Genomic DNA, 23,553 nt, shown 5'->3' with positions numbered 1-23,553 from the left:
TCCAAATCATTGCCATAAAAAAACCACCCGAAGGTGGTTTTTTTATTTTCTGCTTAATTGGCTGGTAATGGCGGAGGAGTCAACGGACCATCCTTCGGTGTTACATCAATCACAGGATTGTCTGAAACATAGACCTTAGGTGGCTTAGGCTCACGACCTTCCATGATGTCACGGATTTGCTCGCGATCAATTGTTTCCCATTCCATCAACGCTTTCACCATGGCATGCGCGATATCTTTGTTATTTTCCAGAATATCACGAGCCACTTTATATTGCTCATCGATGATACGGCGTACTTCAGCATCAACCTGCTGTTGAGTCGCTTCAGAAATTGTACGGCTACCAATGCTGCCCATAAACGACTGTTGCGAGTCATCTTCATAGACCATTACGCCTAACTTGTCAGACATACCGTATTTGGTCACCATCGCACGCGCAACTTTGGTTGCACGTTCAAAGTCATTTGAGGCACCAGTCGACATCTGGTTAATAAAGACTTCTTCTGCAATACGACCACCGAACAAGATCGAAATATCATTTAGCATTTTATCTTTGTAATGGCTGGTCTGGTCAAACTCAGGCAACTGCCAGGTTACACCTAATGCCCAGCCACGCGGCATGATCGTTACTTTATGCACAGGGTCAGTACCTGGCAGCATTTCCGCAACAATTGCATGCCCTGCTTCATGGTAAGCCGTAGCACGACGCTCTTCTTCACGAAGTACCATCGATTTACGTTCAGGCCCCATATACAGCTTGTCTTTAGCATCTTCAAAGTCATGCATGTCGACAGTATTCTTGTTGCGACGTGCTGCGAATAATGCTGCTTCGTTTACAAGGTTTGCCAACTGCGCACCAGAGAAACCAGGAGTACCACGAGCCAGGACTTTCACATCCACACCCGTTGTAGACGGCAGTTTCTTCAAATGAACATTCAGGATTTGCTCACGGCCTTTAATGTCTGGCAAGCCAACCATCACTTGACGGTCAAAACGACCTGGACGAAGTAAGGCTTTATCCAGTACATCAGCACGGTTAGTTGCCGCGATGACGATAATCCCTTCATTGCCTTCGAAACCGTCCATTTCAACCAGCATCTGGTTCAGTGTCTGTTCACGTTCATCGTGACCACCACCTGTACCTGAACCACGGTGACGACCAACAGCATCAATCTCATCGATGAAGATGATACATGGCGCATGGCGTTTCGCCTGTTCGAACATATCACGTACACGAGATGCACCGACACCCACGAACATTTCTACGAAGTCAGAACCGGAAATACTGAAAAATGGAACTTTCGCTTCACCTGCAATCGCTTTTGCAAGCAAGGTTTTACCCGTACCCGGAGGACCCACCATCAGGACGCCCTTAGGAATAGTGGCACCCAGACGTTTGAATTTTGCAGGATCTTTTAGGAAGTCAACGATTTCCACGACTTCCTGTTTTGCTTCATCACAACCCGCAACATCAGTAAAGGTAACTTTAATCTGGTCTTCAGACAGCATTTTCGCCTTCGACTTACCGAAGCTCATCGGACCGTTCTTACCGCCTGCACCGCCACCCATGTTGCGCATAAAGAACATGAATAACAAAATGATTAAGAGTACAGGGAAACTTGCGATCAGCAACTGCATCAACAAGCCTTGGCGTTGTGGTGCAGTACCTTCAACAACCACATTGTTCTTGATGAGATTTGGCATCAGTTCAGGATCCTGAACTGCCGGACGAATACTTTCGAACTCGGAACCGTTTGATTTCTCACCACGAATTCTTTCGCCATCTATTGTCACTTGCTTAATCTGGCCGTCATTCACCGCTGCAACAAACTCTGAATAGTTCATTGTTGTCGGCTGATTGCGATCACTGACGTTGCTGAAGATGAGCACCAGCACACCCAGTATCACGAGCCACAATACGGCATTCTTAAAAAGATCGCTCAAAGCTTTATTCCCATTTCCAATCTAATTTGATCATGCCCTCGCGGGTGACCTGAATTTCCAAGTTTGTTCAACTTGCAATTATTAAAAACGTACAAAATGCACAATTTTTAGCGTGTTGGCAAGTAGACTTTATTTAGAAGCCTTCTTGCGCCCCTGCCCCACCAGAAAGACTTCTTTCGAGCGAGCACGCGATGCAGCAGGTTTTACCGTTTTCAGAATATCAAAACTATTAACAACTTCCTTACGGAATTCATCAAAGCCAGTACCCTGGAAGACTTTAACAATAAACTGACCTTTAGGACCTAAAACCTTGTTGGCAAAGTCGAGGGCCAGTTCACAGAGATAGATCTGACGCGGTTGATCTACAGCCTTATTACCTGATGTATTGGGGGCCATATCGGAAATTACAACGTCTACCGTACGTCCATCTAAAATATTTAACAATTTATCGAACACTTCCTGCTCACGGAAGTCACCTTGCAGGAAGGTCACATCTGGCAGTGCATCCATTTCCAGGATATCCGATGCGATCACCAGACCTTTAGAACCGACCAGTTTACCAGCAATTTGCGACCAGCTTCCTGGCGCTGCGCCCAGATCGACAACCGTCATACCTGGTTTGATAATGCCGTATTTTTCTTGAATCTCAAGAAGTTTATACGCTGCACGTGCCCGATAACCTTCTTTTTGCGCTTTCTTCACATAAAAGTCATCGAGATGCTCTCTCATCCACGCACGACTACTTTTGGATAACTTCTGGTTGGTAATGCGTGTTGCCATAACTCTCTAAATAAAAAAAACTTCCAATTATTAATTGTACGTGAAAAACACATGATTTGCAGTATTGATCTGTATCTAAATCTAAGACAGTTGGTTGGATTTTTTATGTGATGGCACCGATTATTTCCTGAGAATATAAAGCGTTTGTTTTTTGCTTTTGCTATACTAAGCCGTTTTAAAAATCAGGTTATCTCTCATGGCGTCTTTATCTATTCAGGAACGTAAACGTTTACGTCAAATCGGACATGCATTAAACCCGGTGGTAATGCTTGGTGACAAAGGCCTGACTGAAAATGTGATCGAAGAACTTGAGCGTGCGCTGAATGACCACGAACTGATTAAAGTGAAAGTTGTGGCTGAAGATCGTGAAGCACGTGCTGTTCTCATTACTGAGATTGTTGAAGCAACAGGTGCTGAAATCGTACAAACCATTGGTAAAATCGCGTTGCTTTACAAAAAAGCGCCGAAACAGAACCAAAAACTGTCTAACCTTGTTCGCTTTGCGCACTTGTCTAACTAAGTTCAGGATCTATGGCTAGTTACGAACTGAATGCATTCGATCGTCGTTTTCAGGCGATCTCGCTGGTCGGCGCGATTGAACAGCAAGGCCCATCCACATTGAATGTGGGTTTTTGGCTACGCGATCCGAACCAGTATGTGCTTTGGCCAGAACTGGTCGCAGCACACCCCCGTCAGGACTTTCTCTGGGAACAGACGTGTTTTGAAATTTTTATTGGGGTAAAGGACGAAGATTTTTATCGCGAAATCAATCTCTCTCCTTCTCAGGCCTGGCAAGCCTATCAGTTTGAAGAATACCGTTATCCAGAAGAAATGCCGCCACAAGCGGCTTATGATATCGACCTGAACCAGCTCAAGCGTACCCATTATGGACTCAATGTCAGCTTGGATCTAACCGATTTCATGGCCCTGAACAAGCTAAAATGGGCTGATCTGTTCCTTGGCTTGTCTGCTGTATTGAAAACCCCTCAAGGCGATCAATACTATGCCATGCAGCACAGCAGTCCACAAGCAGACTTTCATAACAAGCGTGACTGGTTACATGTGTTCTAGGATGTAAATACTCTCCTGTAATACACAAATGATAAAAATATAAAAACGTGAGGCTCATCGGTCTCACGTTTTTTATTTTGCCTGAAGTTCAGGGTAAGTGGATTAGTGATGTAGTCTTGCATTTCTCTGTACTGCTGTCACAGCAGCGTAAAAAATCAGAATCATAGTAATCGCAATAATGGAAACTGCGGCCTGTAAAACACTGAAATAGCTAAAACTCAGTATTACCATGGCAAGATAGGCTAGACGGCTTTTCCAGGTTTCAAGATTTAAAACCATGATCAAGGCAAGTAGCAATATTGCCGCTATAAGATGATGTTGCATCATGACCCCCTATTTTTGTTTTATGAGTCAGTGTTGCGTCTAATACGAAAGGAGAACATAGATGCTCCCCTTCGGCTGCTTTTTTTGTTTTGTTGCTTGTTTAACTTTTTAGATCAGTTTCTTTTTCTTCGGTTTCTCCTTTTACAACGACGGGTTTAACTTTTTTCAAAACTTCAATCGTACTGTCTTTAGAGCGTTTTAGGGTATCTGCCAGATGATCCTTATGCTTGGTCGAAATCTGGGTGACATCTTCTTTTAATTCTTTACCGAGTTTTGATAGATCATCAATGACCGCATTAAATTCGGTTTTGATAAAGCTGGTCAGTTCATTCAACTCTTTTTGTGAGCCAAACAACTGCTCTTTCAAGGTATCGATGCGCTGCAGTAAATCCTGTTTAAACTGGGTTAGCTGATCAGTTACAGTATTGCTCAGTTTTTTTACTTCAGCTTCAATATTTTCTTTGCTTTCGCCAAGCGTTTCCACTGCCTGCTCTTTCGCCTCTATTGCTGCTTTTTCAAGCTGCTCGGCAGTTTCAGTGACAACGACATTCAGATTTTTTTTAGATGTTGTAGTTTTAGTTGTGGTAGCCATGTCTTTTGCCTTTAGTTTTGTTTTGACGCTTTCATATTAGTAAATTCGATAAAATTTAAGACTTGATTTGTCTGACAATTATTAAATGGTTACATTTTTCAACATTGATCACGAAACAGACTTTCAAGCAAAAAGCAAGCCATTTATCTCATACTTTTGCAGCAAAGCTATTGGACTTAGCAGGTGTTACTGCGTATAATGCCGTGTTAAGTTCAAGCGAGCAGACATAGGAGGGTAGGTTTAAAAATTAACCTTCCTTTTTTTTCGTCTACTCGCTTTTTTACAGCCTAAATTTCAGGAGCTTTGGTTTGAGCACCCCAGCAATTTTAGCCCTTGCCGACGGAACTATCTTTAAAGGTACTTCGATTGGCGCATCGGGTTGTACGACTGGTGAAGTCGTTTTCAACACTGCCATGACTGGCTATCAAGAAATTTTGACTGATCCAAGTTATGCACAGCAGCTTGTAACTTTAACTTACCCACATATCGGTAATACGGGTTGCAACGAAGAAGACGCAGAATCAGGTCGTATTCATAAAGTATGGGCAAACGGTTTAATTATCCGTGACCTTCCTTTATTACACAGTAACTTCCGTGCTGAACAATCACTAGGTGAATATCTAGAACAGCACAATGTAGTGGCTATTGCTGACATCGACACGCGACGATTAACTCGAATTTTGCGTGATAAAGGTGCACAAAACGGTTGTATCCTTGCAGGCGAAAACATCACTGAAGAAGAAGCACTTGAAAAAGCACGCGCATTCGGTGGTCTGAATGGTTTAGACCTTGCAAAAGAATGCTGTGATCCTGAAGGTTTTGAATGGACTGAAGGTTCATGGACTTTAGGTAAAGGCTTCGCTCAACCAGAATTTAAATTCCATGTTGTTGCATACGATTACGGTGTCAAAACCAACATCTTACGTATGCTTGCAGATCGCGGTTGTAAATTGACCGTTGTGCCTGCGCAAACTCCTGCTGCTGATGTACTTGCACTGAATCCAGATGGCGTGTTCCTGTCGAACGGCCCTGGCGATCCAGCTGCATGTGACTACGCAATTGAAGCTGTAAAAACAATTGTAGAAGATGCCCGCAATATTCCTGTATTCGGGATTTGCCTAGGTCATCAGATTCTTGCGCTTGCAAGCGGTGCCAAGACTGTGAAAATGCCTCACGGCCATCACGGTGCCAACCATCCTGTACAAAACATTGAAACTGGTACAGTGATGATTACTTCTCAAAACCACGGCTTCGCAGTGGATGAAAGCACCTTGCCTGCGGTATTGCGTGTGACTCATCGCTCACTGTTTGATGGTACTAACCAAGGTATTCATCGCACAGACAAACCTGCGTTCAGCTTCCAGGGTCACCCTGAAGCAAGCCCTGGTCCACATGACTGCGCACCATTGTTTGATCATTTCATCGAACTTATCGAAGCATCTAAGAAGTAATTAAGGAAGCATCATGGCTAAACGTACAGACATTAAAAGCATCTTAATTATCGGTGCTGGTCCTATTGTGATTGGTCAGGCGTGTGAGTTTGACTATTCAGGCGCGCAAGCGTGTAAAGCGCTTCGTGAAGAAGGCTACCGTGTTATTTTGGTGAACTCTAACCCGGCAACCATTATGACTGACCCTGCAATGGCAGATGCAACGTATATCGAACCGATTACCTGGCAGACTGTTGCAGCAATCATTGAGAAAGAACGTCCAGACGCAGTTCTTCCTACAATGGGTGGTCAAACTGCATTGAACTGTGCCCTTGCCCTTGATGAGCACGGCATTTTAGAAAAATACAATGTTGAGTTGATCGGTGCGACCAAAGAAGCAATTGAAAAAGCTGAAGACCGTAAACTGTTCGACCAGGCAATGCGTAAAATTGGTCTTGAATGTCCAAAAGCAGACATTGCCGAATCAATGGAAGAAGCTTTAGAGATTCAAGCACGCTTCGGCTTCCCTGTGATTATCCGTCCATCATTCACCATGGGTGGTTCAGGCGGCGGTATCGCATACAACAAAGAAGAATTCATTGAAATCTGTGAACGCGGTTTCGATCTTTCTCCAACCAAACAGTTATTGATCGATGAATCATTAATTGGCTGGAAAGAATACGAAATGGAAGTTGTTCGTGACAAAAACGACAATTGTATCATTGTATGTACCATTGAAAACTTCGACCCAATGGGCGTGCACACAGGTGACTCGATCACTGTTGCGCCTGCGCAAACCCTTACAGATAAAGAATTCCAGTTACTACGTAACGCTTCTCTAGCTGTACTTCGTGAAATTGGTGTAGAAACAGGCGGTTCTAACGTTCAGTTCGGTATTAACCCGAAAGATGGCCGTATGGTTGTGATCGAGATGAACCCGCGTGTTTCTCGTTCATCTGCGCTTGCGTCTAAAGCAACTGGTTTCCCAATTGCGAAAATTGCGGCGAAACTAGCTGTAGGTTATACCCTTGATGAACTGAAAAATGACATTACTGGCGGTACAACACCTGCATCATTCGAACCTGCGATTGACTATGTAGTTACTAAGATTCCTCGTTTCAACTTCGAGAAATTCCCACAAGCTGATGCAACTTTGACAACACAGATGAAATCTGTGGGTGAAGTGATGGCCATTGCTCGTAACTTCCAGGAGTCTATGCAAAAAGCGCTTCGTGGTCTTGAAGTCGGTGCATCTGGCTTTGATGAGAAAATCGAAGCGGGTACTGAAGGCGCGCGTGAGAAAATCTTACAAGAGCTTAAAGTTCCAGGTCCTGAGCGTATCTGGTACGTGGGCGATGCATTCCGTCACGGTTTCACGCTTGATGAAGTATTTGCTGCGACGAACATCGACCGTTGGTTCTTGATCCAAATCGAAGATATCATAAAAACTGAAAACCAAATCAAAACTTTAGGTTTTGGTGATTTGAATGCGGATAACATCCGTGCATTCAAACGTAAAGGTTTATCAGATCTTCGCATTGCGAACTTGATGGGCATTTCACAAAAACAATTCCGTAAACACCGTTGGAACCTGGGCGTAACGCCAGTTTACAAACGTGTCGATACATGTGCTGCAGAATTCGAATCTGATACAGCTTACATGTACTCAACTTACGATGAAGAATGTGAAGCAAATCCATCGACTCGTGACAAGATCATGGTGATTGGTGGCGGCCCTAACCGTATCGGTCAAGGTATCGAATTCGATTACTGCTGTGTACATGCTGCCCTTGCAATGCGTGAAGACGGCTATGAAACCATCATGGTGAACTGTAACCCTGAAACTGTTTCTACGGATTACGACACATCTGACCGTTTGTACTTCGAACCAATTACACTTGAAGATGTGCTTGAAATCGTACGTATCGAGAAGCCAAAAGGCATTATCGTTCAGTATGGTGGTCAAACACCTTTGAAACTGGCTCGTGCTTTAGAAGAAGCAGGTGCGCCAATCATTGGTACATCGCCTGATGCGATTGACCGCGCAGAAGACCGTGAACGCTTCCAGCAAATGATTCAACGCCTGCAACTTCGTCAACCAAACAACAGCATCGTAAAATCTGCTGAAGAAGGTATGGCTGAAGCATCTAAAGTAGGCTACCCACTTGTGGTACGTCCTTCTTACGTCCTTGGTGGTCGTGCGATGGAAATCGTTTATAACGATGAAGAACTTAAACGCTACCTACGTGATGCAGTTCAAGCATCAAACGAAGCGCCTGTTCTGCTTGACCGTTTCCTGGATGATGCAATCGAAGTTGACGTAGACTGTGTCTCTGACGGTAAAGACGTTGTGATTGGCGGCATCATGCAGCATATTGAACAAGCAGGTATTCACTCAGGTGACTCAGCATGTTCGATTCCTCCTTATTCTCTGTCTAAAGAGATTCAGGACGAAATGCGTCGTCAAACAATTGCAATGGCAAAAGAACTTGGCGTAATTGGTCTAATGAACGTTCAGTTTGCGGTTAAAGGCGAAGACGTTTACATCCTGGAAGTGAACCCACGTGCATCACGTACTGTGCCGTTCGTTTCTAAGTGTATCGGCGAATCTTTAGCGAAAGTGGCTGCACGTTGTATGGCGGGTCAATCTCTAGAGTCACAAGGCTTTACTTCAGAGATTATCCCTGAACACTTCTCTGTCAAAGAAGCAGTGTTCCCATTCAACAAATTCCCTGGCGTTGACCCGATCCTTGGTCCTGAGATGAAATCTACAGGCGAAGTCATGGGCGTTGGTAAAACATTCGGTGAAGCATTTTATAAAGCTGTTTTAGGTGCGAACGAACGTCTACCTGGTCTTCCGACAGAAGGTGAAGTGAAACACGCATTCATTTCTGTACGTGACTCAGATAAACCTCGTGCAGCAGGCATTGCGAAACAATTGATTGACCTAGGCTTCAAGATTCTTGCAACTGATGGTACATTTAAAGTGATTAGCGAAGCTGGTCTTGAATGTGAACGCGTAAACAAAGTAACTGAAGGTCGTCCAAACATTGTGGACCGTATCAAAAACGGCGAAATTCACCTTGTAATCAATACGACTGAAGGTAAAAAAGCGCAGGAAGATTCATTCTCGATCCGTCGTTCAGCGCTTCAAGGTAAAGTGTATAACACAACTACCTTGAATGGTGCGGACGCAGTATGCCAAGCTTTAGCGATTAAATTGCCGATGGATGTATATCGTTTGCAAGATTTAACAGTAGGTTAATTCGTTACTGAGAAGTCCCGCCACCTTCTCGGTGGCGGGCTTTTTTTCATTTATACACTTTGTATTTTACTTACATACCTAATTTTGAGGGACAACTATGCAACGTTATCCTATGACTCCTGAAGGCAAACTTGCCTTGGAAAAAGAATTACATCAGCTAAAAACTGTTGATCGCCCGCGTATTACAGCGGCAATTGCTGAAGCACGTGAACATGGAGATCTAAAGGAAAATGCAGAGTATCATGCTGCACGTGAACAACAGGGCTTCTGTGAAGGTCGTATTCAGGACATCGAAGGTAAACTTGGTGCTTGCCAGGTGATTGATGTTAAAGCACTGGAACAAAACGGTCGTGTTGTATTTGGCGTGACAGTGACCATTGAAAATCTGGACACTGAAGAACAAAAAACTTACAAAATTGTGGGTGATGACGAAGCAGACTTTAAGATCAACAAGATCTCTGTGAACTCTCCGATCGCGCGTGGACTTTTAGGTAAAAACGAAGGCGACGAAGTGAAAATCGTGACACCACAAGGTGAAGTGGAATACGAAATTTCCAAAGTTGAATATATCTAATTTTTTATTTAGATATTTTTAGGCTGTAAGACCCCTCGCTTGAGGGGTTTTTTATTGAGCCTGAAAATTTCTATCGGTTTTATTTTAAGAAACCAGAAGCCAATGCTTCAAATGCCTGTAAAGCCTGAGGTAAAACCTGTGCAGGATCACCGCTGGATGCCACCCACAGTGCTGCATTCATTGCTGCACCATTTAGCAAGACCGCAGCAGCAAGCGCATCGACTGGTTTTAATCGGCCCTCAGCCAGTAACTGTTCTACACATTCACGTGTTGATTGCAGGCATTTATTTTGACTTGGCCAATGCGCTGGATCACCCAGCACAGCCGGCCCGTCACGCAGTACAATGCGCTGGAATTCCGGATTCAGGGCATTTTGAATATAGGTCCGCCCTTCTAGCATCAATCCTTCCCAAAGATCATCAGGCTGCTCCAGATGTTGCTGGGCAGATGAAGCCATTTCTGAATCAATCTGATCGACCACCGCCGCAAATAAACCCTTTTTGTCACCAAAATGATGATATAGCGCACCACGGGTCAGCCCTGCTTCTGCTGTGAGTTTATCCATTGAAGTCTCTGCATAGCCATATTCCCCAAATGCACGGCGTGCCACTTGAATCAGTTTTTTACGGGTCTCGGCCATTTTTAATTCACGAACAGACATTTCTATTCTCACTTCAGCATTACAAAAATTTTAATTGACATACGCAGCGTATGTCAATTATGTTTACATACGTAGCGTATGTGAAACTCCCAGATGCTTTGAGAAAGGATTTTCATAGTAATAATTTCAAAGAGAATAGCCATGACTAGAACTGCAATATTTCCCCAAGACCGCCATGCCCTGTATGAACAACATGGTTATTCTGCTGCGATCAAATCGCAAGATTTACTCTTTGTTTCAGGTCAGGTCGGTAGCCGTGAAGATGGTTCTCCCGAACCAGATTTTGAAAAACAGGTAGAACGCGCTTTTCAAAATTTAGCTGCGACATTGGCAGCGGCTGGTTGTACTTTTGATGATATTATCGATGTCACCACTTTTCACACTGTTCCTGAACAGCAGTTTGAAAGCATTATGAAAGTTAAAAACCAGATTTTTACCCAAAAGCCTTACCCAAACTGGACGGCTGTGGGCGTAACCTGGCTGGCTGGTTTTGATTTTGAAATTAAAGTCATTGCACGTATCCCTCAAAGCACTTAGATCAGCATTTACCTTAAAATTTTCTTCATGGACTAGATTGAGATTGTTAATTCAGCTTGCAGTGCAATTCGGTATAATGACCCATTCCTTATTGTTCTTGCCTCTATGTCTGAAAAGTTAATTAATTCGCCTGTGAATCATTGGTGTGAATTCGAGTTCATCTCAAAAACCGTGAAGAACCCGAATATTCATATTAAAGGGAATTATTCCTACTATTCAGCCTATTGGGATCAAGGTTTTGAGCGCTGTGTAGTACGTTATTTACATGACAAGCCTGCAACGCCTGAGAAGCCGATTGATCAGCTTTATATCGGTAATTTCGTCTGTTTTGGCGCAGAATGCGTGATTATGATGGGTGGCAACCAACTGCATCGTACAGACTGGATTTCAGCCTTCCCGTTTGATACACGCAGTTTTGTCCCTGCTGGCGATACAGTGATTGGCGATGGTTGCTGGATTGGCTCTCGTGCCATGATTATGCAAGGTGTGACGCTAGGCGAAGGTGCTGTGGTGGCAACAGGTGCGGTTGTGACGAAAGATGTACCACCTTATGCAGTCGTTGGCGGTGTACCTGCGAAAATTATTAAGTATCGTTTCCCTGATGAAGATATAAAAAAACTGCTGTCACTTAAGCTTTATGACTTAGATGAAAAGCAGTTTCTAAAAATGCGTGAACATTTGCAGATGGATGATGTTAAAAATCTATTAGAAATCTTTTAGCAACTTCCTTTCTTTTTATATCGATTGATCATCACACTATAGTAATTAATATATGGATCATCATTTTCATAAATGTTAATCTCTATCTTTTCATTATATTGCAATCCATAACAATCATGATATTGAATTAAAAATAGTTGCTGTAATTTTTTATTTTTTTGAACCTCATTAATTTCATTCTTAGATAGATAAATAAGAAATTCATTTTTAACTTTTTTTTGTATTTCATGTCTAGTACAAATAATACGTTTACTATCCACCTTAATAATTGATATTTCTTTTGCAACTTCGCCTTCATTTTCAATAATTAAATCATAGCTAGCTTCACAACTCATCTCTACATCTATGACTTCACCATCAGCATCTCTTATTTCCCTTTGCCGATCTTCGATTAAGAAATTTTCGCTCTTAAAATTTAAAAATGGCTTCGCCGCGAATTGTTTTTGCTTAAGTTCATTTTCATAAAATTCTGCCAACCGTGATTGTTGTTCAACGGAAGCTCTCATTTCTTTAACTTGCAAATCCAAAGCTTCAGTTGTTTTTTTAAGTTCATCTGCCTGCAATCTTAAAGCTTTAGAGTTTTGCTCAAGTCCTTTACCTTGCTGATAAAATCCTCTAACTAACCAGAAAAATGCCAAGGGTGCAAAAGCTCCAGCAATAAAATCACCGAATTCATTTAAGTTTGTAGGCAAAATTCCATTATGAATTTTAAAATAAATAAAAATGAGCCATGCAAAAGTTATCGCCCACGACAAACAGCTCCCAATATTTAATTTGAACCATTTAAAAAAGTCTTTAGACATTGTTCTTAAAATTCAGTTGCTTATTTCGTGATTATCATATCATCGTAATTCTTATAGGTATAAAAAAACCCACTCAATCGGAATGGGTTTTTTCAGAATATGGTGGCTATGACGAGACTTGAACTTGTGACCCCCGCATTATGAGTGCGGTGCTCTAACCAACTGAGCTACATAGCCTTAAACTGTGCGCGCATTATGAGTTTTTCTAAAAAAAACGTCAACCCCATAATGCACTGATTGATCAAAATTTGGTGAAGTGAGCCGATAAGCCGGGTTCTGTCGAGAACGATCATTCCTCTAGGCGTACAATCACTCATACGCTCAAGCGACCTACCCGGATCCAGCATGGGCCATGCCTAAAGGATCCCTATTTGGTCTTGCTTCCGGTGGGGTTTACCATGCCATAAACTGTTACCAGTCATGCGGTGCGCTCTTACCGCACCCTTTCACCCTTACCTCCGATTCCGATTGCTCAGAACCATAATGAAGGCGGTCTACTCTCTGCTGCACTTTCCGTCGGCTCACGCCGCCCAGGCGTTACCTGGCACCTTGCCCTATGAAGCCCGGACTTTCCTCCCCTGCTTCAATCACGGAGATCTCCACAGCAGCGATCGTCTGGCTCACTTCGAGCCGCATAGTATCAAATCTGGCAACTAATTGCTTGATGTTTTTTGAGCAGTCAGTTTTTCATACTTGGCCTGAAGTTGTTCCTGCGTCTCTGCATGGTTCGGATCCAGCGGGATACAGTCTACAGGACAGAATAACTGACACTGTGGTTTATCATGATGTCCGACGCACTCGGTACACAGATCAGGATTGATCTCGTAAATGAGTTCCCCCATAAAAATCGCCTCATTCGGGCATACAGGTTCACAGACATCACAGTTGATGCATTCATCGGTGATATATAAAGACACGCTACCAACCTTGTTGAAGTTTACGCTCGAAGGCAGCAACCACGTTTGGCGGAACAAACTTGGTTACGTCCCCTCGCAAGCGGGCAATTTCACGCACCAGAGTGGATGAAATAAAGGAATACTGTTCTGAAGGGGTTAAAAATACCGCTTCAAAATGTGAATCCAGCTGACGGTTCATATTGGCCAACTGAAATTCATACTCAAAATCTGACACTGCACGCAGACCACGCAGGACTGCTGTAGCATTCTGCTCACGGAAGAAATTCACAAGCAGGCCGTCAAATCCTACAAATTCAACATTGTTCAAATGGCTCAACGACGCTTGGGCCAGCTCAACTCGCTCTTCCAGACTAAATACCGGGTTCTTGTGATGTCCAATCGCAATTGCAACCACCACTTCATCAAACATCTTTGCTGCACGGGTCACCAGGTCAATATGGCCATTGGTGATCGGATCAAAGGTCCCCGGATAAATTACACGAGTTTTAGTCATCCATTTTTACTCTGTTTATTGTGTAAGTTTTCCATTTTAACAAAATCTTGATTTTTTGGCGAAGAAACTCCATCAATTTAAAAACTTCAACTCAATTAAAGTTGCGGTACAATAGCAGCAAGTTTGGAAGTATCAGATTATGGCGAAAGCAAGTATTGTAGTTAAAAAAAATAACGGCGGAACGATTGCGCTAAACAAACGTGCCCGTCACGATTATTTTATTGAAGAAAAATTTGAAGCTGGACTTTCCTTACAAGGCTGGGAAGTAAAATCCTTGCGTGCTGGTCGTATGACCATCGTGGAGAGCTATATCACCTTTAAAAATGGTGAAGCTTTCCTGTTTGGTGCCCAGATTCAGCCGCTATTGAGCGCGTCTACCCATGTGGTGCCTGAAGCGACGCGTACCCGTAAACTGTTGCTGAATCGCCGTGAAATTGAAAAACTTCTGGGTGCAATTAACCAGAAGGGTTATTCATGCGTACCACTGGCTTGTTACTGGAAAGGTCCAAATGCCAAACTGGAAATTGCCTTGGTAAAAGGTAAACAGCTGCATGACAAGCGTGCAACTGAGAAAGACCGTGACTGGCAACGTGACAAAGCGCGAATTTTCCATCGCTAATGGTTACATAATGCCTATAAAAAAACCTCCATGAAATGGAGGTTTTTTTATGAATCCAATTAAGCCTTCAGATTCATACGGGCCAGCGTCAAGGCAATATATTCACCAAACCAGAGCGCAGTTTTTAAATCCCCTTCAGGTGGGGTTACTTCAACAGGTGCATTATCCGATTGAGTCATTAAACCTAAAAAGCTGGACATACGATTCAGGTCAGTTACGCTACGTCCAGTTGGCATTAATGGCAAACCTGCCCATAACATGCCGTGCTGCATGGCAAACAGATTAATCTGCTGCAATACCGCCAGCTTGTCGCCACTGAGACCGCCGCCATTGGTAAAAGCTGCTGCCAGCTTGCCCTGCCATGCACGCGCCAGCCAGCGTTTCGAAGACTGTTCCATAAACAGCTTCATCGCCGAAGTCAGACTCCCCATATAAGTTGGACAGCCAAAAATAATGGCATCTGCGGCGTCCAGCACCTCCCAATCTATATGTTCGACATTCATCATATGCACCTGAACACCAGTTTCCCGTGCACCATCGGCAATGAAATTTGCCACTTTAGCCGTGTGTCCATAAGGACTGTGATAAACAATCGCAACAGATTGGGAAGATAGGGACATAATACTTAAAAACCAAGAATTTCAGTCAAGTTTAACATTTTCAAGCCATAAACACGAATGTTGCCATGCGTCCGGTCTTGGCTTCACGGCGATAAGAGAAGTATTCATCTGCCTGACGGTAAGAGCACTGATCACCACCCAGCACGGTTTTGATACCATGTTGATTCAGGATATAACGGGCGATTGCATACAGATCGGCATAGTGCTTGCCTGCCTGCTCTGCTGCCTGAAATGCACTGTCCAGTTCAGGATATTTGGAACAGAAAGCTGCTTTTACTTCTGCGCCAATTTCAAAACACGGCTGACTAATCGCCGCACCGAGCCATGCCCAGGTCGGCTGGGCCTGCATGGCAGCAATGGTATTTTCCACAATCCCACCTGCCAGCCCGCGCCAGCCTGCATGTAAATTGGCAACTTCTGTGCCATCTGCATTGCCCAGTACCACAGGTAAACAGTCTGCGGTCATCATCATCAAGGCGTGCGCTTTGCGCTGCGTCACCAGACCATCACCGATCAGCGCCTCAAATGGCATCTGCTCATTGATGGTATGACAAATCGTGCTATGGGTTTGGGTCATCCAGGTGATTTTATCCACGCCAAAAGGCTGGAAGTCTTTTAGCAACTGGATGCGATGTTTTTGCACACGCGCCGGATTGTCATTGACATGCAATGCCAGATTAAAGCCCGCCAATTCTGGCTGCTCCGATGGCTGTACCTGTTCATGATGAACACGGGTCTGCCCTACATAAACGCCTTTAGGCAAACCTTGTACAAATTGCATGTCTCTTTCCTTTTAATGACCAATGCTGGAAATGAAGAAATTAATAAGCCTTGTTTTCGCTGCGCAGTACTTCAACCAGATTGGTGAAATCTTCTGGCCACGGCGCATTAAAGGTCATTTCTTCTTTGGTCCGTGGATGTTTCAGACCTAAAGTCGCAGCATGCAGTGCCTGACGTTTAAAGCCACGCAAGGTATCTTCAAGCAACTGTGAAGCACCGGCTGGCATACGGACACGCGGCATATACACCTGATCACCTACCAGACCATAACCGATATAGCTAAAGTGCACACGGATCTGGTGAGTACGACCAGTTTCCAGACGCGCTTGAACACGGGTAAAGTGCTGGAAGCGTTCTTTCACATTGTAATGCGTGACTGCATCTTTGCCACCTGGAAGTACGGTCATTTTGACACGATCTACCGGATGACGTTTGATTGGCTCATCAATGGTACCGCCGGCAATGATGTTGCCATACACAACCAGATCATAAACACGGTACACCGATTTTTTCTCAAGCTGACGGCTTAAAGAGAATTGCGCTTCAAGGTTTTTCGCAACCACCAGTAAACCCGAGGTATCTTTATCGATACGATGTACCAGACCGGCACGCGCCAGTTCTGCTGATTTTGGATAATGATGCAGTAAGGCATTCACCAAAGTACCAGAACTATTGCCTGCACCCGGATGTACGACCATGCCAACTGGTTTATTGACCACAATAATGTCATCATCTTCATAAACGATATCCAGTGGAATATCTTCAGGAAGGCTGCGGGTCTGTGCTTCAAGTTCAACATTTAATGTAAGCGTTTCAAAACCATCACATTTATATTTAGGCTTTACAGGCTGGCCATTGACCAATAAATTACCGTCTTTGATCCACTGTTTCAGCTTTTCGCGGGAAAAATCGCTCCATACGATCGCGGCAACCTGATCGATACGCTGGCCCAGGTAGGTTTCATCCACTTGAAATTGCAACGCTAAACGTGTTGCAGTTGTGTCTGAAGTATGGTTATCTGCATCCTCAGAATCTTCAAGTAAATTAAAATCAGTTTCAGGGAAATTAGAATTGGAAGATTGTGCTTGACTCATTTGCTCATTCAGACAAAAGTGGTTTAATAGTGCAATTGTAGCTCATTGCCCGTATTAACAGAGGAATTTTTATGTCGCTACCACATTATAAAATGACAATGCTTGCAATTACGTTAGGCGTTGCATCGGCAATGGTAGGCTGTAGCAGTAATCCAACAAAAAAAGACGTCGTGGATAAAGGCCCTGAAGCCAGCGAACAGGTTTATATTCAAAAAGCACAAAAAGCGCTTGATCGTCAGCAATATAGTGATGCTGCACGTCAGCTTGAAGGTCTGGAAACCTATTTCCCTACCAGTCAGTATGCAGCTCAGGCGCAACTGGATCTGATCTATGTCAAATTCCAGCAAAAGGATTTTGAAGGTGCAGTAGCATTGGCTGAACGCTTCATCCGCCTGAATCCACAACATCCAAATGTGGACTATGCCTACTATGTGCGTGGTGTAGCCAACATGGAGCAGAACTATAACGGTCTGCTGCGCTATACCAAACTGAAACAGTCACACCGCGATGTCAGCTATCTGAAAGTGGCTTATCAGAACTTCGTCGATTTCATTCGTCGCTATCCTTCAAGCGAATATGCAGTTGATGCTGCTCAACGTATGAAGTTTATTGGTCAGGAACTGGCTGAGCACGAAATGAATGCGGCGCGTTTTAATATCAAGCGTAAAGCCTACCTTGCGGCTGTTGAACGTGCGCAATGGGTGATTGAACACTACCCACAAGTGCCACAAACTCCGGAAGCTCTGGCGACCATTGCCTACGGCTATGACAAGCTCGGTGATAAAGCGACTTCACAGCAATATATCGAAGTGCTAAAACTGAACTATCCAAATCTGGTGAATGCCGATGGTACAGTGGACTTAAGTTCAGCACGCAGTGAAGGCAGTTTCTTTAACCGTGCAACCTTAGGGATCTTCGGTAAGGAAGCGCGTACCTACTCAGGTTCTGACAATATTCCGGAACCAAAACAGGAACGCAGCCTGACCAATCGCATGTCATTTGGTTTGTTAGATCGTCCTAAAAACACTGAAACTGAACAGCCTGAACCGACTGCTGAATAAGCCGACTGTTACAGGTGCAATTTTGCAAAGGGCAAGGTATCATACTTGCCCTTTTGCCATTTCTGAGCAGCGCTTGAACAAATCGTGCAAAAGGTATACAAAGGAATTTATATAGAGCCGGCTTAATTCCTACTCTTAATTTTTCAATGATTTACACCTTATAAACGCAGCACGAGAAGCTCAGCAGACTATGGCCATTCCTCAACATACGATTGATCAGATTCTCGATCGCACCGACATTGTCGATGTGATTGGTCAATTCGTGAAATTAAAAAAAACTGGCCGTACCTATTCGGGCTGTTGCCCTTTCCATCAGGAAAAATCGCCTTCTTTCCACGTTTACCGTGACAAGCAGTATTTTCACTGTTTCGGCTGTCAGGCCAATGGGAATGCCATCCGTTTTTTAATGGACATTGGCAACCGTAATTTCATTGAAGTGATGAAAGACCTGTCCAGTCAGACCGGCATTGAATTACCTAAAGATAATCAGGAATCCAGCAAGCTTAAATATAAGCGTGAAGCAGCGAAGCCTAAAGCTGCAACAAAACCGTCTGCGCCAAAGGCAGCAACCAATACATCCAATAATCAGAATCAGGCACCTTCAACTGCCAGTGATACTGCATCGGTCACCAGTTTTGACCCTTTTGCAGAGTTTCAGAATCCTGAACAGGATTACTATAGCGATCCGTTTGCTGCTTTTGAGCAAATGCCAATGCAGGACGCGCCTCAGGAAGGTAACCTGTTTGACCTATTAGAAAATATCGCACAATTCTATGAGCGCCAGTTACCGAATAGTGCCAGTGCACAGCAGTATTTCCGCCAACGTGGCCTCAGTGCTGAAACAATTGCCTATTGGCGCTTAGGCTATGCACCGGAAGACTGGCAACACCTTGAAAAAGCTTTCCCGCAGGATATTGAAGGTCTCAAGCTCTTAGGTTTGATTCGTACCAGCGACAATGGTCGTGATTTCGACCTGCTTCGTGACCGGGTGATTTTCCCGATTCGGGATGCGAAAGGTCGCGTGGTCGGCTTTGGTGGCCGTGCGCTCAATGATGAAATCAAGCCGAAATATATCAACTCGCCGGATTCGGAAGTTTTCCATAAGAATCAGTTGCTGTATGGCCTGTATGAGGGCCGTAAGCAGAAAGCCCAAGAGTGGTTGATGGTCGAAGGCTACATGGATGTCATTGCCTTGCAGCAATATGGCATTCATGGTGCTGTGGCGACACTGGGGACTGCCAGTAATACCGAACATCTGAATATCCTGTTCAAGCAGAATCATCGTATCACGATTGCCTTTGACGGTGATGCTGCCGGTCAGAAAGCGGCACGACGTACACTTGAGATTGCCCTGCCGTTACTCAATGATGGTCGTGAGCTGAAGTTCTTTGTACTGCCAAATGACCATGATCCAGATTCATTGATCCGTCGTGAAGGCATTGAAAACTTTCGCCGTCTATTAGATCAGGCTCCGCTGTTATCCGATTTTGTATTTGCTCATCTGGCCCAAAACCATGATGTGACCACACCTGAGGGTAAAAGCCAGGTCATGGCAGAGTTGCGTCAGCTAACCGAGCTATTACCAAAGCAAGGTTCTTATCGCTATCTGTTGCAACAGTTTTTCCGGGAAAAACTGGGCTTTAACCGCAAATGGCAACCCAAGGTTAATAATGACGCAAGCTTAAGCTTTAGTACCAAGATTGATGCTGAAGAATATGTAATTGCAATCTTGCTGAATCATCCCTATTTGTACATTCATTTTGAACCATTGCGTGCTCTGGTTTCACCGGACCAATTGCTCTATAAGATCTTAAATATTCTGAATGTGATTTTTGATGATCTACCAGATGATCCAGAATTGTCGACTTATTATGTACTCGGTGCCTGTGCCGCACATCACCATGAATTACAGCACATCCTGCAACATGCCAATGTCAGCGACTATACCTCTTCTCCTGAACAGGCAGACAAGCTGGCAGCTGATTTCTCGACCAAGCTGCAATATCAATGTTTAAAAAACAAGATTAAGTCGAAGAAATTTAGCAGTATTGAAGAAATGAAGAATCTGAAGTTGCAGATTTTTGAGATTGACCGGAAGCGTACCATGACACTGCTTGAAGAATAATTTTCTTATTTTTAAGTTGAGTAATGGAGATCTGTAGATCTCCATTTTTTATTGGATCGAAAATATCTAGTGCTTTGGTTTACGGCGTTTTAGCATGACCTCATGCAAGGTATGCTGTACCATCTCAAAACAGCTTGGATCTTCAGCCTTGGCGGCTTCACGCAGTACGATCGAAGTGGGATGCAGCAGCTTTTGAGTCAGACGATGTGATAAATCTGCCAGTACCTCTACAGCTAGATCACCTTTGGCAATACGTTGCATGGCATGGGCCAGTTCTTCTTCACGTAACTGTTCACCATAGTCACGATAGGCATGAATAGTGTCACCTGCCAGATTTACTTTCTGTTGGGTAACCAGTTCAGTTGCCAGCTGATTGACCATTACTTCCGCTTCAACCGCCGCCTGACGACGCTGTGCCAGGTTTTCCTCAATCACGCTTTGCAGGTCATCGACACCATAGAGATAGACTCCATCCAGCTTTTCAACCTTGGCATCGATATCCCGCGGTACAGCCAGATCAACCAACAGCATTTGCTGGTAACGGCGTTTCTTTAATGCCGCTTTGACATCAGCAAAATGGATCACCTGATGCAGACTACCCGTACAACTGGAAATGACATCAGCACGATGCAGGTTCTCTGCCAGCTGATCAAATTCAATAATTTCAACATCGACACGATGCGCGATTTCCTGTGCCAGACTTTCAGCACGTGCGCGGGTACGGTTGCAGATAATGACCTTACCGACACCCATTTCCGCCAGATGCTTGGCCACCAGGCTATTCATTTCACCTGCGGCAACAATCATGACGGTCAGTTTTTCTGGCTTGGAAAAAACCTGAATCGCCAGCTGTGCCACCGCATACCCCATCGATACAGCATGACTCCCCACTGCAGTTTCCGAACGCACACGTTTGGCTGCATAGAAGGCATATTCAAATATACGGTTGAGGTTTGGCGAAACGGTATGAGCTTCTTTAGCCAAGGATAAAGCGGTTTTTACTTGTCCCAGAATCTGCGGTTCACCTAACATCAGTGAATCCAGACCACTGGCGACACGCATCAGATGTGTAACTGCCTGAGCATTTTCATAGCGATACACATGGTTTTGCAGCTGCTTGACATCAACCCCATTTTTTTGGGCGAGCCAGTTCAGCACCATGTCGACATTGTCAGACATCGCGTAGATTTCAGTTCGATTACATGTAGACACCACCACCATGTCATTCAGCTCAGGGTGCTGGCTTTGTTCAGCAAGCAAGACACTTAATTTTTCAGGATTAAAAGCAACTTGTTCACGAAGTTCTACAGAGGCAGTTTGATGGTTGACACCCAATGCAAAGAAAGACATATCAGGTCATCATTTCACTAAATTTATGCTATTGTGCAACATCGGTGTCATAAAAAGCATTACTTGGATCAAGATAAAATTGCGATATATCAACAGCCGTGGTCACGGCCATACAATTAAGCAATATTCTACCACATTCTTACTTGTGGGTAGCATGGCTTCCACTGCCCAGCTTCAGGCAGCAGGAACAGTTTACCATGCCAACCCAAATTATGAAGCAATAAAACAGAGTATGATCGCCGAGTTTGCTTTAGCTTCCAACGACATTCCAACTGCACTACATAACTATACTGTGCTGGCCATCAAGAGCAATTCCACCACAGTAAAACAACGTGCCTTGAATGTTGCTTTGGAACATGATGATCTGCGTGCAGCCCTTGATATTTCGACACATTGGGTAGTTCAGGAACCACAAGATGTCCCAGCAATGTTCTATCTGGCGCATATCGCCTTAAAAGCCCACGAATATGAACTGGCAGCAGAAACCCTAGATAAAATTCTACAGATTGATGACAGTGCCGATCTGGAAGAAATCCTTGCAGGAATCGTCCCAACAGATACTGACGATCGAAATTATCTGATACAGGCACTCAGTTCCAGCAAAGCCAAAAATAACCCCTCTATTCTTGTCCTGGTCGCAGGACTGGAAGCCCAGAATGGTCAGTTTGAACAGGCACTGCTGACCATTAATCGTGCTCTAAAGAAGCGTCCCAGATCTACGGGCTATATTCTGCTGAAGGCCAATCTGTTACAGGCCTTAGATAACCAGGAACAGACCTTAAAATGGTATGAAAAAGCCAGCAACAAAAACCGCAACAATATCGAAGTGCGCCTGGCTGAAGTCAAATACCTGATCAAGCTCAATGAAACTAGATTAGCCCTGCAAAAACTGGAAACTATTCTAAAAAAATGGCCTACGCATGAAGAGGCCTTATTTATTGCAGGCCTGACCAGTATTGACCTTGAAGAGTACGACAAAGCAGAAAAATATCTGGTCGAACTGCGCTACTCAGATCAGTATCAGAATGAAGCTTATTATTATTTGGCGATTAATGCCGAGCGTAAGCAGCATTATGAAACTGCCAAAGCCTATTACCGTTTGGTGGATGGTAGCCTGTATACCGTTTCCAGGCGTAACATGATCTCTATCTTCAGCAAGCAGGAAAAACTGACAGATGCCCTGCGCTTCCTGACCCAGGAACGAGTTAATTATCCACAACATGCCAGTTTTCTGTATCTGGCTCAGGCGGACATCTTAAAAAAGATGGACAACAAGAAAGCTGCCCTGCGTCTACTGGAGGAAGCCAGCAACAATCTGCCAGATGATCCGGAACTGGTCTATGCTCAAGTACTATTGTTAGATCCACATCAGGATCGTCTTCTGCTCGATCAGTTGCTGAAACGCTTATTGAACATTGAACCGAATAATCCAGCTTATTTGAATGCCTATGCCTATACACTGGCAATGCAGAACCGTCGTCTGGAAGAAGCCCGTCGTTATGTCGAGCAAGCACTGGAATATGCTCCTGAGCAAGCCTCGATTTTAGATACCTTCGGCTTTATCTGCTATCAGCAAAATGACTTTGCTACTGCTGCTCTAGCTTGGGAAAAAGCCTACAACCTGAATCCGAGCGCAAAAATTGGCGTACGACTGGCTCGCTCACTGTACATGAACGGTGATATTGAACAATTCCAACAAGTCTTTAAACAATTACAACAAAATTATCCGGATGATCCTGAATTAAAGCAGCTTCATTCGTTATTGTTATCACCACCGATGAAAACGAGTTAATT

The 23,553-nt window shown here is 44.1% G+C and carries 23 protein-coding genes, 1 tRNA gene and 1 other RNA gene; 11 read left to right on the top strand and 14 right to left on the bottom strand.

Translation table 11 applies throughout. The features are described from left to right. Positions 1 to 53: 53 nt before the first annotated feature. Both ftsH and rlmE read right to left on the bottom strand, forming a co-directional pair. Entirely contained in the window at positions 54 to 1,943 is a 1,890-nt protein-coding gene (gene ftsH / locus BK820_RS04565; protein WP_004814946.1) for an ATP-dependent zinc metalloprotease FtsH, read from the bottom strand. A gap of 129 nt (positions 1,944 to 2,072) precedes the next feature. Continuing rightward, positions 2,073 to 2,723, bottom strand: coding sequence for a 23S rRNA (uridine(2552)-2'-O)-methyltransferase RlmE (gene rlmE, locus BK820_RS04560; RefSeq protein ID WP_071320232.1), 651 nt, complete (start codon positions 2,721 to 2,723; stop codon positions 2,073 to 2,075). A gap of 196 nt (positions 2,724 to 2,919) precedes the next feature. Between rlmE and yhbY the strand changes: the two genes are divergently transcribed. Further along, positions 2,920 to 3,243, top strand: coding sequence for a ribosome assembly RNA-binding protein YhbY (yhbY, locus tag BK820_RS04555; protein ID WP_004814942.1), 324 nt, complete (start codon positions 2,920 to 2,922; stop codon positions 3,241 to 3,243). Positions 3,244 to 3,254: 11 nt separating this feature from the next. After that, entirely contained in the window at positions 3,255 to 3,794 is a 540-nt protein-coding gene (locus BK820_RS04550) for a DOMON-like domain-containing protein (RefSeq protein WP_071320231.1), read from the top strand. 102 nt (positions 3,795 to 3,896) lie between these two features. Here the strand turns inward: BK820_RS04550 and BK820_RS04545 are convergent, their stop codons facing one another. Together BK820_RS04545 and BK820_RS04540 are read right to left on the bottom strand one after the other, a co-directional pair. Next, on the bottom strand, positions 3,897 to 4,118 hold the full coding sequence (locus BK820_RS04545) for a hypothetical protein (RefSeq protein ID WP_004892004.1): 222 nt from the start codon (positions 4,116 to 4,118) through the stop codon (positions 3,897 to 3,899). A 100-nt stretch (positions 4,119 to 4,218) separates the two neighbouring features. Then, positions 4,219 to 4,710, bottom strand: coding sequence for a hypothetical protein (locus tag BK820_RS04540; protein ID WP_004814935.1), 492 nt, complete (start codon positions 4,708 to 4,710; stop codon positions 4,219 to 4,221). A gap of 308 nt (positions 4,711 to 5,018) precedes the next feature. Between BK820_RS04540 and carA the strand changes: the two genes are divergently transcribed. The 3 genes from carA (at position 5,019) to greA (ending at position 9,979) form a co-directional block, all read left to right on the top strand. After that, the gene (gene carA, locus BK820_RS04535; RefSeq protein ID WP_004814933.1) at positions 5,019 to 6,161 is read left to right on the top strand and encodes a glutamine-hydrolyzing carbamoyl-phosphate synthase small subunit; all 1,143 of its coding nucleotides are present in this window, start codon (positions 5,019 to 5,021) and stop codon (positions 6,159 to 6,161) included. 13 nt (positions 6,162 to 6,174) lie between these two features. Beyond that, a complete protein-coding gene (carB, locus tag BK820_RS04530; RefSeq protein WP_071320230.1) occupies positions 6,175 to 9,405 on the top strand; it encodes a carbamoyl-phosphate synthase large subunit in 3,231 nt (1,076 codons plus the stop codon). A gap of 97 nt (positions 9,406 to 9,502) precedes the next feature. Continuing rightward, positions 9,503 to 9,979 (top strand): transcription elongation factor GreA, encoded by a 477-nt coding sequence (greA, locus tag BK820_RS04525; protein ID WP_005222895.1) that lies wholly within the window; start codon positions 9,503 to 9,505, stop codon positions 9,977 to 9,979. Positions 9,980 to 10,058: 79 nt separating this feature from the next. Here greA and BK820_RS04520 read toward each other — a convergent pair whose 3' ends face one another. Then, positions 10,059 to 10,640 carry a TetR/AcrR family transcriptional regulator gene (locus BK820_RS04520; RefSeq protein WP_004814928.1) on the bottom strand — a complete coding sequence of 194 codons (582 nt, stop codon included), beginning with the start codon at positions 10,638 to 10,640 and terminating at the stop codon, positions 10,059 to 10,061. 141 nt (positions 10,641 to 10,781) lie between these two features. Between BK820_RS04520 and BK820_RS04515 the strand changes: the two genes are divergently transcribed. Next, on the top strand, positions 10,782 to 11,177 hold the full coding sequence (locus tag BK820_RS04515; RefSeq protein ID WP_071320229.1) for a RidA family protein: 396 nt from the start codon (positions 10,782 to 10,784) through the stop codon (positions 11,175 to 11,177). A 105-nt stretch (positions 11,178 to 11,282) separates the two neighbouring features. After that, positions 11,283 to 11,897, top strand: coding sequence for a CatB-related O-acetyltransferase (locus BK820_RS04510; protein WP_071320228.1), 615 nt, complete (start codon positions 11,283 to 11,285; stop codon positions 11,895 to 11,897). Here the strand turns inward: BK820_RS04510 and BK820_RS15645 are convergent. The 5 genes from BK820_RS15645 to coaD form a co-directional block, all read right to left on the bottom strand. Next, the gene (locus BK820_RS15645) at positions 11,894 to 12,700 is read right to left on the bottom strand and encodes a hypothetical protein (RefSeq protein ID WP_228715850.1); all 807 of its coding nucleotides are present in this window, start codon (positions 12,698 to 12,700) and stop codon (positions 11,894 to 11,896) included. The genes BK820_RS04510 and BK820_RS15645 overlap by 4 nt on opposite strands. 100 nt (positions 12,701 to 12,800) lie before the next feature. Continuing rightward, positions 12,801 to 12,877: transfer RNA gene (locus tag BK820_RS04500), tRNA-Met, on the bottom strand. A gap of 72 nt (positions 12,878 to 12,949) precedes the next feature. Beyond that, positions 12,950 to 13,327: RNase P RNA component class A (rnpB, locus tag BK820_RS04495), an RNA gene on the bottom strand. A 26-nt stretch (positions 13,328 to 13,353) separates the two neighbouring features. Beyond that, on the bottom strand, positions 13,354 to 13,617 hold the full coding sequence (locus tag BK820_RS04490) for a YfhL family 4Fe-4S dicluster ferredoxin (RefSeq protein WP_034424938.1): 264 nt from the start codon (positions 13,615 to 13,617) through the stop codon (positions 13,354 to 13,356). 1 nt (position 13,618) lies between these two features. Then, positions 13,619 to 14,110: a pantetheine-phosphate adenylyltransferase gene (coaD, locus tag BK820_RS04485; protein ID WP_004814921.1), complete on the bottom strand. Its 492-nt coding sequence runs from the start codon at positions 14,108 to 14,110 to the stop codon at positions 13,619 to 13,621. Between the two features lie 139 nt (positions 14,111 to 14,249). Here coaD and smpB point away from each other — a divergent pair, with 139 nt between their 5' ends. Further along, positions 14,250 to 14,729 carry an SsrA-binding protein SmpB gene (smpB, locus tag BK820_RS04480; RefSeq protein ID WP_004891982.1) on the top strand — a complete coding sequence of 160 codons (480 nt, stop codon included), beginning with the start codon at positions 14,250 to 14,252 and terminating at the stop codon, positions 14,727 to 14,729. 59 nt (positions 14,730 to 14,788) lie between these two features. On the opposite strand, the gene BK820_RS04475 is transcribed toward smpB, so the two are convergent. From BK820_RS04475 to rluD, 3 genes are read right to left on the bottom strand one after another with little or no spacing between them, the layout of a single operon-like run. Next, positions 14,789 to 15,349 carry a flavodoxin family protein gene (locus tag BK820_RS04475; RefSeq protein ID WP_004814919.1) on the bottom strand — a complete coding sequence of 187 codons (561 nt, stop codon included), beginning with the start codon at positions 15,347 to 15,349 and terminating at the stop codon, positions 14,789 to 14,791. Between the two features lie 40 nt (positions 15,350 to 15,389). Beyond that, positions 15,390 to 16,130 carry a peptidoglycan editing factor PgeF gene (gene pgeF, locus BK820_RS04470; protein ID WP_071320227.1) on the bottom strand — a complete coding sequence of 247 codons (741 nt, stop codon included), beginning with the start codon at positions 16,128 to 16,130 and terminating at the stop codon, positions 15,390 to 15,392. Positions 16,131 to 16,170: 40 nt separating this feature from the next. Beyond that, on the bottom strand, positions 16,171 to 17,223 hold the full coding sequence (gene rluD / locus BK820_RS04465; RefSeq protein ID WP_071320226.1) for a 23S rRNA pseudouridine(1911/1915/1917) synthase RluD: 1,053 nt from the start codon (positions 17,221 to 17,223) through the stop codon (positions 16,171 to 16,173). Between the two features lie 71 nt (positions 17,224 to 17,294). Here rluD and BK820_RS04460 point away from each other — a divergent pair, with 71 nt between their 5' ends. Both BK820_RS04460 and BK820_RS04455 read left to right on the top strand, forming a co-directional pair. Beyond that, complete coding sequence (locus BK820_RS04460) at positions 17,295 to 18,284, top strand: outer membrane protein assembly factor BamD (protein ID WP_004814916.1); 990 nt, start codon at positions 17,295 to 17,297, stop codon at positions 18,282 to 18,284. Between the two features lie 190 nt (positions 18,285 to 18,474). After that, positions 18,475 to 20,409: a DNA primase gene (locus BK820_RS04455; protein WP_071320225.1), complete on the top strand. Its 1,935-nt coding sequence runs from the start codon at positions 18,475 to 18,477 to the stop codon at positions 20,407 to 20,409. Positions 20,410 to 20,475: 66 nt separating this feature from the next. On the opposite strand, the gene hemA is transcribed toward BK820_RS04455, so the two are convergent. Further along, positions 20,476 to 21,759 carry a glutamyl-tRNA reductase gene (gene hemA, locus BK820_RS04450; protein WP_071320224.1) on the bottom strand — a complete coding sequence of 428 codons (1,284 nt, stop codon included), beginning with the start codon at positions 21,757 to 21,759 and terminating at the stop codon, positions 20,476 to 20,478. 79 nt (positions 21,760 to 21,838) lie between these two features. Here hemA and BK820_RS04445 point away from each other — a divergent pair, with 79 nt between their 5' ends. Continuing rightward, positions 21,839 to 23,551, top strand: a complete 1,713-nt coding sequence (locus BK820_RS04445) for a tetratricopeptide repeat protein (protein ID WP_071320223.1) — start codon at positions 21,839 to 21,841, stop codon at positions 23,549 to 23,551. The last annotated feature ends 2 nt before the right edge of the window (positions 23,552 to 23,553 follow it).

This window comes from Acinetobacter sp. LCT-H3 (assembly GCF_001866125.1).
In the GTDB taxonomy this organism is placed as follows: Bacteria; Pseudomonadota; Gammaproteobacteria; order Pseudomonadales; family Moraxellaceae; genus Acinetobacter; species Acinetobacter schindleri.
This window is presented reverse-complemented; position numbering and strand designations above follow the sequence as displayed.